The organism is Streptomyces sp. NPDC023573 (assembly GCF_055559735.1).
This window is the reverse complement of record NZ_JBVHKB010000016.1, coordinates 89,002-99,462: the sequence shown is the minus strand read 5'-3', so window position 1 is coordinate 99,462 and position 10,461 is coordinate 89,002. Positions and strand designations below refer to the sequence as shown.

11 protein-coding genes are annotated in these 10,461 nt (G+C 71.4%); 10 read left to right on the top strand and 1 reads right to left on the bottom strand.

The window, feature by feature from the left end; genetic code table 11:
- From ACZ32T_RS34445 to ACZ32T_RS34410, 8 genes are read left to right on the top strand one after another with little or no spacing between them, the layout of a single operon-like run.
- Nucleotides 1-1,143, top strand: a complete 1,143-nt coding sequence (locus ACZ32T_RS34445; protein WP_467371346.1) for an MCE family protein — start codon at nt 1-3, stop codon at nt 1,141-1,143.
- Nucleotides 1,140-2,282, top strand: coding sequence for an MCE family protein (locus ACZ32T_RS34440; protein WP_467263560.1), 1,143 nt, complete (start codon nt 1,140-1,142; stop codon nt 2,280-2,282). Before ACZ32T_RS34445 ends, ACZ32T_RS34440 begins: the two co-directional genes overlap by 4 nt.
- On the top strand, nt 2,282-3,520 hold the full coding sequence (locus ACZ32T_RS34435; protein WP_467371344.1) for an MCE family protein: 1,239 nt from the start codon (nt 2,282-2,284) through the stop codon (nt 3,518-3,520). Before ACZ32T_RS34440 ends, ACZ32T_RS34435 begins: the two co-directional genes overlap by 1 nt.
- On the top strand, nt 3,517-4,038 hold the full coding sequence (locus ACZ32T_RS34430) for a hypothetical protein (protein ID WP_467263557.1): 522 nt from the start codon (nt 3,517-3,519) through the stop codon (nt 4,036-4,038). The genes ACZ32T_RS34435 and ACZ32T_RS34430 overlap by 4 nt, the downstream gene beginning before the upstream one ends.
- Nucleotides 4,035-4,622 carry a hypothetical protein gene (locus ACZ32T_RS34425; protein ID WP_467263556.1) on the top strand — a complete coding sequence of 196 codons (588 nt, stop codon included), beginning with the start codon at nt 4,035-4,037 and terminating at the stop codon, nt 4,620-4,622. Before ACZ32T_RS34430 ends, ACZ32T_RS34425 begins: the two co-directional genes overlap by 4 nt.
- A 12-nt stretch (nt 4,623-4,634) precedes the next feature.
- Nucleotides 4,635-5,165 carry a nuclear transport factor 2 family protein gene (locus ACZ32T_RS34420; RefSeq protein WP_467263554.1) on the top strand — a complete coding sequence of 177 codons (531 nt, stop codon included), beginning with the start codon at nt 4,635-4,637 and terminating at the stop codon, nt 5,163-5,165.
- A gap of 42 nt (nt 5,166-5,207) precedes the next feature.
- On the top strand, nt 5,208-5,951 hold the full coding sequence (locus ACZ32T_RS34415) for a hypothetical protein (RefSeq protein WP_467263552.1): 744 nt from the start codon (nt 5,208-5,210) through the stop codon (nt 5,949-5,951).
- Nucleotides 5,952-5,970: 19 nt separating this feature from the next.
- Complete coding sequence (locus tag ACZ32T_RS34410; protein ID WP_467371342.1) at nt 5,971-7,209, top strand: lytic transglycosylase domain-containing protein; 1,239 nt, start codon at nt 5,971-5,973, stop codon at nt 7,207-7,209.
- Between the two features lie 4 nt (nt 7,210-7,213).
- On the opposite strand, the gene ACZ32T_RS34405 is transcribed toward ACZ32T_RS34410, so the two are convergent.
- Nucleotides 7,214-8,275, bottom strand: a complete 1,062-nt coding sequence (locus ACZ32T_RS34405) for an ATP-dependent DNA ligase (protein WP_467371341.1) — start codon at nt 8,273-8,275, stop codon at nt 7,214-7,216.
- Nucleotides 8,276-8,369: 94 nt separating this feature from the next.
- On the opposite strand from ACZ32T_RS34405, the gene ligD reads away from it, so the two are divergent.
- Nucleotides 8,370-9,377 carry a non-homologous end-joining DNA ligase gene (gene ligD, locus ACZ32T_RS34400; RefSeq protein WP_467371385.1) on the top strand — a complete coding sequence of 336 codons (1,008 nt, stop codon included), beginning with the start codon at nt 8,370-8,372 and terminating at the stop codon, nt 9,375-9,377.
- On the top strand, nt 9,374-10,456 hold the full coding sequence (locus ACZ32T_RS34395; RefSeq protein WP_467371339.1) for an ABC-2 transporter permease: 1,083 nt from the start codon (nt 9,374-9,376) through the stop codon (nt 10,454-10,456). Before ligD ends, ACZ32T_RS34395 begins: the two co-directional genes overlap by 4 nt.
- Nucleotides 10,457-10,461: the final 5 nt, after the last annotated feature.

Here is a 10,461-nt window from a genome sequence, read left to right as displayed (position 1 = left end):
ATGAGAGGCGCACGCGTCATCGGGATCGGCGCCGGGCTCGCGGTCGTGGCGGTCGCCGCCACTTCAGGAGTGATGGCGATGGACGACCAGGGAAAGACCACGGTCACCGCTTACTTCGACCAGGCCACGGGCGTGTACGCCGGATCGGATCTGCGGATCCTCGGCGTGAAGGCCGGCACCGTCGAATCCGTCGAACCGAGCGGCAAGGAGGTCAGGGTCACCCTCCGGCTCGACAAGGGCGTCAAGGTCCCCGAGGGGGCACACGCCGTCGTGGTGGCCCCCAGCCTGGTCGCCGACCGGTACGTACAGCTCGCACCGGCGTACACCGGGGGAGCGCGGCTCAAGGACGAGGCGGTGCTCCCGGCCGCCCGCAACGCCACCCCCATCGAGGTCGACCAGCTGTACGAGTCGATCACCGAGCTCTCCACGGCCCTGGGCCCGGACGGCGCCAACACCGACGGCGCGCTCGCGGAACTCCTCGACACCGGGGCGAAGAACCTCGACGGCAACGGAAAGGCCATCGGAGACTCCGTCGAACAGTTCGGCAAGGCGACCAAAACACTCGACAAGAGCAGCGGGAACCTCTTCGACACGCTGTCCTACCTGCAGACCTTCACCACGGTGCTGAAGGAGAACGACGGCAATGTGCGGGCCGCCGAGCAGCAGCTGAACACCGTCACCGGCTTCCTCGCCGACGACAAGAAGAATCTCAGCGCGGCCCTGAAGGAACTGGGCAAGGCGCTCGGCCAGGTCAAGGGCTTCATCCAGAAGAACCGCGGCGCCCTCAAGCAGAACGTCGACCTCCTGCTGCCGCTCACCCAGACCCTGGTCGACCAGCGCGCCTCGCTCGCCGAGTCCCTCGACACCCTGCCCCTCGCGGCGGGGAACGTACTGAACGCCTACGACCCGGCGAACCGCACCCTCAACGGGCGCACGAACCTCAACGAACTGTCGATGGGCGGGCCGCTCACCGGGACCGAGGCCGACGCCGCCGGGCTGCGAGGGCTGGCCCCCGCGGACACCACCCGGCAGGAGGCGCTCCCCGCACTCCCGCTGCCCGCCGTCGGCACCGTCTACGGCACGCCGGAGAAGCCCGGGACGAAGAGGACCGGAACGGACGAGAAGAAGGAGGCGACCCCATGAGCCGCGCCCTGCGCAGACCCGGCACCCGTGCGGTCACGGGCCTCGGCGCCCTGGTCGCCGCCGGTCTCGGCTTCGCGCTCGTCGCCACGACCGTCGGCCTGCCGTCGTTCTCGGGCCTCGAGGAGGTGCCGCTGCCCGGGGGAGCCGACCTGGGGGACCATCCGTACGAGATCACCGCCGAGTTTGGCGACGTCCTCAGTCTCGCCCCGCAGTCCTCGGTCAAGGTCAACGACGTAGCCGTCGGCAGGGTCACCGAGATCGCCCTGACCCCAGGCAGCTGGACCGCCAAGGTCACCATGCGTGTCAACGGGAAGATCGATCTGCCCGCCAACGCCTACGCCCACCTGGAACAGTCCAGCCTCCTCGGCGAGAAGTTCGTCCAGCTCTCGCCCCCGAGCTCCGGCACCGCCCGGGGCGACCTCTCCGACGGCGACCGGATCCCGCTCTCCCGCACCAACCGCAACCCGGAGGTCGAAGAGGTCTTCGGCGCCCTGTCGATGCTCCTCAACGGGGGAGGCGTCGACCAGCTGAAGACCATCACCACCGAGCTCAACAAGGCACTCGCCGGACAGGAACCGCAGATCCGCTCGATGCTGAAGCGGGTCGACACCCTCGTCACGAACCTGGACGGCCACAAGGAGGACATCACCCAGGCACTCGACGGCGTCAACCGGCTCTCCGCCACCCTCGCCACCCGCAAACAGGACGTCGGCACGGTCCTCACCGGTCTCAGCCCCGGTCTGAAGGTCCTGGAGAAGCAGCGCGGAGCGCTCCTCACCATGCTGCGCTCGCTCGACTCGCTCTCCACCGTCGCGGTCGACACCATCAACAAGAGCAAGGCCGACATGATCGCCGACCTCAAGGCCATCGCACCCACACTCACCGCGCTCGCCGACTCCGGCAACGACCTGCCGGACTCCCTCCAGGTCCTGGTCACCTACCCGTTCACCGACGAGGTGCTCCGCGGGGTGAAGGGTGACTACCTCAACGTCTACCTGGACGTGACCGCCCAGCCCGGCACCCAGGTCATCCCCGCACTCACCCCGCCCACGGCGTCCGGCGCGCGGAAGGCGCCGCAAGCGGCGCTGCCTCTGCCGCTCCCCTCGGTCACCACACCGGGAACGGAGGGCACCCGCTGATGATCACCCTCGCCATCCGGCTCAAGAACATCGCCTTCCTCGTCATCGCCGTACTCGTCCTCGGCTTCCTGGGGGTGCGGTACGCCGACCTCGGCCACTACGTGGGCCTGCGCGACTACTACACCGTCACGGTGCAACTGCCGCAGACAGGAGGCCTCTTCACCCACTCCAACGTCAGCTACCGAGGTGTGTCCGTCGGCAGGGTCGGCCCGATCGAGCTCACCGACGACGGGGTCGAGGCCGAACTGCGCATCGAGAACGACGCGCCGCGCATCCCGGACAACCTGCAGGCCGTCGTCGCCAGCCTCTCCGCGGTCGGCGAGCAGTACATCGATCTGCGCCCCACCCGCGCGGACGGCCCCTTCCTGGAGAACGGCTCGGTCATCGACCAGGCCGACACCACCATCCCCGCACCCGTCACCGACGTCCTCGTCGGCGTCAACGACCTGACGGCCTCCGTCGACGCGGAAGCCCTGCGCACGGTCGTCGACGAATTCGGCACGGCGTTCAGCGGGCGCGGCGACGACCTCCAGGTGCTGCTCGACACCGGCAGCGAGTTCATCGAAGCCGCCGACGAGTCCCTGCCGACCACCACCAAGCTGATGGCCGACGGCGAGACCGTGCTGCGCACCCAGAACGAACAGGGCGAAGCGCTCAAGGGCTTCGCCTCCGGGGCCGAGGAACTCGCCGCCGAACTCAAGGGGTCCGACACCGACCTGCGCCGACTCATCGCCGCGGCCCCCGGTGCCACCGAACAGATCAGCGGCCTGCTCCGCGACCTCGACCCCGCCTTCGGTGTGGTCGTGGCCAACCTCCTCACCACCTCCGAGGTCGCCGTCACACGGCAGCGCGGACTGGAGGAACTCCTGGTCAAGCTCCCCGCCGTCGCGGCCGCCGGCGCCAGCGCCGTCGACCAGGACGGTGCCAGGTTCGGCATGTCGGTCACCTTCTTCGAACCACTGCCCTGCACCGCCGGATACGGCTCCACCACCTACCGCCCCGGCACCGACGTCTCGGCGGCCCCCGCGGCCGGCACCAAGGCCCGCTGCGTGTCCTCACCCGGCAGCGGCATCAACGTCCGCGGCAGCGCCAACGCCCCGAAGGGCGGCCCCGTGCCCGAACCGTTCACGCCGGGCTCCGGCCTCCTCCCGGACACGCTCGGCAGCACCACCGGGAAGATCACCGTGCCCCGGTCCGACGGCATGGCCGGCCTGCTCGGACTGGGAGGCGGCGCATGAGCGACCGTACGAGAACGGGGCTCGGCTGGGCCGCCCTGCTCGCCGCCGTGCTGGTCTGCGCGCTCGGTACCTGGTCGTACGCCCAGGCCCGGGGGGACGACACGCTGGCGTACGCGAAGAGCCGCGACGCCGCCCTGGCCGACGGCAGGCGGCACCTCGCCCGGCTGACCAGCATGGACGGCAGGAACGCCGCGAGCGTGAAGTCCGGGCTCACCGCATGGCTCGACGCCTCGACCGGACCGCTGCACGACCGGCTGGAGCGCACCCGGAAGAAGGACGCCGCAGAGCTCACCGAGTCCGGTGCCACCGCACGCGCCAAGGTCACCGACGCCGCCCTCACCGCGCTCGACGACCGGGCCGGCACCGCGGCGTTCATCGCGACCGTCGACGTCCGGATCACCCCGCGCACCGGCAAGGCCGGGACGGAGCGTAAACGCTTCGAGGCGACACTCGCCCGGACCGGGAACGGCTGGAAGATCAAGGCACTTGACGCGCTACCGGTCGGGAGCGGCTCATGAGACAGAGCACGGGAACAGCGACGATCCAGCCGGACGTCGAGCCCGCACAGGACGCGGACCCCGCGCCGGACGTTCCCCCCGCCCACCGGAGGTGGGCCCGCCCGGCCGCGGCGCTGCTGGCAGTCGCCCTGCTGGGCGTGGGCGCCACCCTCTTCGTCCAGGGGCAGCGGCTGCGCGACACTCCAGCCACCTCCAACCACGCCCTGACCGACTCCGCCGCCACCGCCCGGGTCGCCGGCGACGTGAGCAGCGCGCTGGGCAAGGTCTTCTCGTACAGCCCGCAGGCCACCGGCGCCACCAAGGAGTCGGCGAAGCAACTGCTCGGCGGCCGGGCCCTCCAGCAGTACGCGGCGCTGTTCGGGCAGGTCGAGAAGCAGGCCGCGGACCAGAAGCTGACGCTCACCAGCCAGGCCGTACGTGCCGGAGTCACCCGGCTCACCGGGAGCAGCGCCCACCTCCTCGTCTTCCTCGACCAGATCTACGAGCGCGAGGGGAAGCCACCCACCACAGCGGCGGCGCAGCTGTCCGTGACCGCGGAACTGCGGGACGGGCACTGGCGGATCGTCGACATCACCTCCAGGTAGGGGAGAGCACCGATGGCACGGGTACGCACGACGAGTAATCCGCTGCGGGCGGCTGCGGTCGCGCTGACGGTCGCGGCCGCCGTCGCCGCGGGCTGGGGAGGCTGGTCCCGCTACGACACCGCGCACGACGACTCCGCGGCCTACGCGCAGGCCCGCGACGACGCCCTTGCGGCGGGGGAGCAGGCGGTGCAGAACATGAACACGCTCGACCACGCCCGGCTCGCCCAGGGGCTCGACAGCTGGGAGGACTCGACCACCGGCGATCTGCACAAGCAACTCGTCGACGGGCGGGACGCGTTCGTCGAGCAGATCGAGGCGGCCAGAACGGTCAGCACCGCCGAGGTCCTGTCCGGAGCGGTGACGGAGCTGGACGACCGGGAGGGGAAGGCCGGTGTGATGGTGGCGCTCCGGGTCACCGTCACCGCACCCGAGGGCGACCCCGCGGTCAAGGAGAGCCGGATGCTGGGTCAGCTCACCCGCACCCCCGGCGGGTGGAAGCTCAGCGCCCTCGGCCAGGCACCCGTCGGGAACACCACCGGCTGACTCCGCACGTCCGCCACGCACGCCTTCGAGAGGACCCCCGAGATGTCGACGACCCGTCACCTCGTCAACCGCCGCCGCCGGCTGGCCACCGTCACCGCCACCACCGCGCCACCGCGGGGGACCACGGCGCCGGAAGGACCGGCGCCCGGAGCTCCCGGGGCGGCGAAGACCCCGGAAGCGGCGGACGCGGCAGCCGCCGGAGCACCCGGGGACGGGACCGGGACTGAGGAGGAGGCCGCCGGCGAAGGGCCGCCACGCGGACGGCTGCCCCGCCTGCGCGTCGGACTGCCCGCGGTCCTCTGCGCCGCGACGGTCCTCCTCGGCGCCTTCGCCGCCTGGTCGTTCACGTCGGCCGGCACGCTGCGCGACGAGCCGAGCCGGCAGAACACGGCCCTCACCGACATCGGCAGGACCAGTGAGGTCAAGGGACAGATCACCGAGGCCGTCGGCGCGGTCTTCTCCTACGACTACGCCTCGCCCGCCAAGTCCGACAAGGCCGCGCGGAAGCACCTGACCGGGAAGGCGGTCCAGCAGCACAAGGACATGCTCGCCGAGGTACGCGCGCAGGCGCCGAAACAGAAACTCGTCCTCACCACCACCGTCACCCAGAGCGGCGTGGAGCTGCTCGACGGCGACCGGGCCCGGCTGCTGATCTTCGCCGACCAGAGCAACACCCGTACCGGCAAGGACGAGGAGACGACGTACGCGGCCGCCATGTTCGCCGTGGACGCCGTTCGCCGCGGGGGCACCTGGCGGATCGCGGCCATCGACACGTTCACGCGATGACTCAGGAGAGGCAGGACACATGAGGTTCGACGGAACCGTGCGCCGCGGACTCACCGGTACGGCCACCGCGGTCGCGGCCATGGCGGCGCTCACCGCGTCCCAGGCCCCCGGACTCACCGGCGGTGGCGGAGCCGCCGACATGAAGAACGTGGCGTCGGAGGACGTGGTCTGGACCGAGGTGGAGAACGACGACAGCTACCACACCGAGCTGCCGCCCCTGGAGTCACCGGAGCCGCCGAAGAGCACCGGCGGGAAGCCCGCGCCCGCCGTGGCGCGGTCATGGGCCGAGGCGGGCATCCCCGCCACCGTCCTGGCCGCCTACCGCGACGCGCAGGGAGCACTCGGCCGGAGCGACCCCGGCTGCCATCTGCCCTGGCAGTTACTCGCGGCGATCGGCAAGGTGGAGTCCGGCCACGCGAGCGGAGGGCGGGTGGACGCCGCAGGCACCACCCTCACCCCGATTCTCGGCCCCGTCCTCAACGGCAGCGGGTTCGCGCACATCGCCGACACCGACGGCGGCGCCTACGACGGCGACACCCGCTACGACCGGGCTGTCGGGCCCATGCAGTTCATCCCGTCCACCTGGGCGCACTGGGGCAAGGACGGAAACGGCGACGGGCGCGAGGACCCCGGCAACATCGCCGACGCGGCACTCGCCGCCGGCCACTACCTCTGCGCCGGGACCCGCGACCTGTCCCTACGGGCGGACCTGGACAAGGCGGTCCTCAGCTACAACCACTCGGACACCTACCTCCGTACGGTCCTGTCCTGGCTGGAGTTCTACCGCAAGGGCGTCCACCCCGTGGCCGACGGCAAGGGCGTGATCCCGAAGAGCCCCGGCGCCGGAGGCCCCCACGCGCCCAAGAGCCCGGTCGGCGGGAACACTCCCGGCAAGGGCGGCGGCATCGTCGTCGGCCCGCAGCCCACTCGCACCCCGTCTCCGTCCACCTCGCCGGCCCCCGCCCCGACGGGCTCCGGCACCCCGGGTCCGAGCGGTTCGGCGACGCCCACGGACCCGGGCCCCGACCCGACCGGCGGCGGGCCCACGGATCCGACGACGACCCCTGATCCGACGACGACGCCGGACCCCACGTCCACGCCCGACCCGACCACGACACCGGACCCGACCACGTCCCCCGACCCCGGCCCGGGCACCACGGACCCGGCCTGCCCCACGCCCTCCGCGGAGCCGGAGCCCGGCGCCGACGCACCCACGGACGCGACCACCGGCGAGCCCTGCCCCACGCCCACCGCATGACGGGTCAGCGGCCGTCGAGGACCTCCGACAGGTCGTACCGCACCACTTCCTCCAGCTGCGCGTAGGTACAGCCGGAAGGGGTGCGGTCCGGCCGCCACCGCCGGAACTGGGTGGTGTGGCGGAAGCGGTCCCCCTCCATGTGGTCGTACGCCACCTCGCAGACCAGCTCCGGCGCGAGCGCCACCCAGGACAGGTCCTTCTTGCCGGACCAGCGGCTCGGCGCTCCCGGCAGCCGCGCCCCCTCGTGTGCCGCCGCCTCGGCCCAGGCCGCCCACGGATGCTCCGCGGGGTCGATGCGCAACGGGTCGAGCTCCTCCAGGAGCTCCGCGCGCCGCTTCATCGAGAAGGCCGCGCACACTCCCACGTGCTGGAGCGCGCCCCCGGCGTCGTACAGACCGAGCAGCAGGGAGCCGACCACCGGGCCGCTCTTGTGGAAGCGGTAGCCCGCCACCACGCAGTCGGCGGTCCGCTCGTGCTTGATCTTGTACATGACCCGGGCGTCCGGCCGGTACGCCAGACCGAGCGGCTTGGCGACCACCCCGTCGAGCCCCGCACCCTCGTACCGCTCGAACCACTCCTGGGCGAGGGCCGGGTCCGTGGTCGACGGAGCGAGATGGACGGGAGCCGAGGCGTCGGCCAGGGCCTGCTCCAGGACCGTGCGCCGTTCGGTCTGCGCCGCGTCCAGCAGGGACGTGTCGTCGAGGGCGAGGACGTCGAAGGCGACGAAACTCGCCGGGATCTGCTCGGCCAGCATGCGCACCCGGGAATCGGCCGGATGGATGCGCTCGCTCAGCCGGTCGAAGTCCAGCCGCCCCTCGTACGGCAGGACGATCTCGCCGTCGATCACACAGCGCGGCGGCAGATTCTCCCGCACGGCGGTGACCACCTCGGGGAAGTAGCGGGTGAGGGGTTTTCCCGTGCGGCTGCCGATCACCACCTCGTCGCCGTCACGGTGCACGATCGCCCGGAATCCGTCCCACTTCGCCTCGTACTGCATACCGGGGGGAATCGCGGACACGGACTTGGCGAGCATCGGTTTCACAGGAGGCATCACCGGCAGGTCCATGGCCCGATTCTCACTCACCGCACGGAGCACGTCTTCCGATATGCGGCATATGTGGGCCCGGCCTACGGTGTCCGACATGGGAGCAGGAGCAGCGGTGGAGCTGGACGTGGACGGACGGGCCGTACGGCTGTCCAATCCCGGCAAGGTGTACTTCCCGGACAAGGGCTACACCAAGAAGGACGTGGCCGACTACTTCCAGGCCGTTGGCCCCGGGGTCCTCCGTGCCCTGCGTGAGCGGCCGACCACTCTCCAGCGCTTCGTCGACGGGGTGGAGGGCGACTTCTTCTACCAGAAGCGGGCACCGAAGAACCTCCCCGACTGGACCCCCACCGCCCGCATCGAATTCCCCAGCGGCCGGCACGCCGACGAGATGTGCCCCACCGAGCTGGGCGCGGTCCTCTGGGCCGTCAATCTCGGCACCCTCACCTTTCACCCCTGGCCCGTGCGCCGGGCGGACACCGACCACCCCGACGAGCTGCGCATCGACCTCGACCCTCAGCCCGGCACCGACTACGCCGACGCGGTGAGGGCCGCCCACGAACTGCGCTCGGTCCTGGACGACCACGGGCTGCGTGGCTGGCCGAAGACCTCCGGCGGACGCGGCATCCACGTCTTCGTCCCGCTGGTCCCGGAGTGGACGTTCACCCAGGTCAGACGCTCTGCCATCGCGGTAGGAAGGGAACTGGAACGCAGGATGCCTGACCGGGTGACCACCGCCTGGTGGAAGGAGGAGCGGGGCGAGCGGATCTTCGTCGACTACAACCAGACGGCCCGCGACCGCACCATCGCCTCCGCCTACTCCGTACGCCCCTTCCCGCACGCACCGGTCTCCGCGCCCCTGCGCTGGGAGGAGATCGACGACGCCGAGCCCCGCGACTTCGACCTGCGGACCATGCCCGCGCGGTACGCCGAGGTGGGCGACCTGCACGCCGACATGGACGACCACGCCTTCCGCCTCGACGCCGTGCTGGAGCTGGCACGGAGGGACGAGCACGAGCACAAGCTCGGTGACCTGCCCTATCCGCCGGAGTACCCGAAGATGCCCGGGGAGCCCAAGCGGGTGCAGCCCAGCCGAGCCCGGCACGACGACGGCGACGCATGAGCGCCGAGGAGGGGGCCGGTCCCCCGGCGCACGGCGCCCACGGCAGACCCCCGACCCGGGCCGAGAAGTGGGCATCGTACAAACAGTCCCCGTACGTCCCCGCCTTCGTGCTGCTCTTCATCCTCGCCGCGGCGGCCGGGCTCTTCGCCGGCTCGTACACCTACACGATGGCCGACCCGACGCCGCGTCATATCCCCTCCGCGGTGGTCGGCGACGTACAGGCCGAGGGCGGGAAGCAGTTCATCGCCGGGATGGAGAAGGCCCTCGACGCCTCCCTCCAGCTGCGCCCGTACGCCTCCCGGGGCGCGGCCCGGGAGGCCATGGAGGAACAGAAGGTCTTCGTGACCCTGCGGCCCGGGGAGCGCGGGGTGGCCATGGACATCGCCGGGGCCGCCGGGGCCACGGTCGCCCAGCTGCTCGCCGAGACCGGGGCGAAGGTCTCGAAGGCCACCGGGGTCCCGGTCACCATCACGGACGTCAAGCCGCTCCAGAAGGGTGACCCGCGCGGGCTGGCGCTCTTCTACATCTCGCTGGCCGCCGTCATCATCGGCTTCGTCGGAGCCATCCAGCTCAGCGTGCACGCCCGAGCACTCAATCCGGGCGAGCGGATCGCCTTCACCGTCGCCTACTCGCTGCTCGGCGGCTTCGCGATCGCCGCCGTGGTGGACTGGCTGATCGGCGCGCTGGACCTGCCGTTCGTCGAGTCCTGGCTGATCCTGGCACTCACGATGTTCACGTCGGGCATGGTCTTCACCATGTTCAACACCATGATGGGACGCTGGGCGATGCTTCCCACCTGGGGACTGATGGTGCTGCTGGGCAATCCCTCGTCCGGGGGAGCGGTGTCCTGGCCGCTTCTGCCCTCGGTGCTCGGCGAGATCGGACGCTGGCTGCCGCCGGGCGCCTCGGTCAACGCACAGCACACGGCGGTCTACTACCAGGGACACCAGATGGCCTTCCCGTTCCTGGTGCTGGCCGCCTGGTCACTGGTCTCCTGCACGGTCTTCTGGGTGTGGCGCCACCGGCACCCAGGAGGCCGTGACCACATGCCGGAGCATGCGGCCACGGCCGCCGTCTGAGCGTG